The organism is Fictibacillus sp. WQ 8-8 (genome assembly GCF_024494405.1).
GTDB lineage: Bacteria > Bacillota > Bacilli > Bacillales > Fictibacillaceae > Fictibacillus_C > Fictibacillus_C marinisediminis.
In genome coordinates, this window is the sequence record NZ_JAMXKG010000051.1 from 1 (window position 1) to 886 (window position 886).

The following is an 886-nucleotide window of genomic DNA, read 5'->3' on the forward strand; positions in this document are numbered from 1 at the left end:
TTCACCAAACAAGTGGAACTCCGTTACTCTTGACCAATTTCAATATTTTAACAAGGTTCCTTACAATTTATGTTGAAATTTAAATATAAAGTTATTCAACAAGATTATCCTTAGAAATTAAATAGAAAGGTAGTGTTCTCTTGTATATCCCTCCAGACGTAATAGAGCGCTGTAATACCCCCCGCGGTGAAATTCAACTTCAACGCCGCGGAAATCACTACGAGATCATAAGTAATGGAACGTTTTTAATGGCAACATACAATGATGTGTCCGAAAGATTACTAGTAAAGGCGGCGCTGGATGTAGCATTAACTCCGGAACGTGTTCTTATTGGAGGATTAGGTGTTGGATTTTCGTTGGCAGAGGCATTAAATGATCGACGTGTAAGTCAAGTAAAGGTTATCGAGATAGTTGATAAAGTTATCGAATGGAATCAATCCTATCTTGCGCCCTTTTCAAATAACAGCTTAGAGGATTATCGAACAGAAGTAGTTCACGCTGATCTCCTCGAATGGATTCACCGGAGAGAGGGTCAATTTGAAGTTATTTGTTTAGATATTGACAATGGGCCTGATTGGACAGTTACCGAAGCCAATGCTAGGTTATATCAGAAGGACAGTCTTGTTGCATTGTCAGACTTATTGGCTTCAAATGGTGTTATTACTTTTTGGAGTGCTTCTCCATCGCCGGAATTCGTCGTACGACTAAGGCATACCTTTCATAAAGTAATAGAATTAGCTGTACCTCAGGAAGGTCACGATGCGGATTATGTTTATATAGCGTCGCTCCCGATAAATCCAGTGAAAGTTGACCAAAGATAAAACAGACCATTTCCAAGTGAATTCCTCAACAGAGCCAGAAAGGAACTTATAGTCTTTGTGATTCC

Annotated in this window: 1 protein-coding gene; it reads left to right on the plus strand. The window is 39.3% G+C overall.

The window, feature by feature from the left end; all coding sequences use genetic code 11:
* Window positions 1–248 precede the first annotated feature (248 nt).
* Entirely contained in the window at window positions 249–821 is a 573-nt protein-coding gene (locus tag M1K46_RS25570; RefSeq protein WP_256228238.1) for a spermine/spermidine synthase, read from the plus strand.
* The last annotated feature ends 65 nt before the right edge of the window (window positions 822–886 follow it).

What these genes read in the sequence shown, in the direction of transcription:
- M1K46_RS25570 (WP_256228238.1), top strand. Translation starts at nt 249, where the DNA reads ATGGCAACATACAATGATGTGTCCGAAAGATTACTAGTAAAGGCGGCG.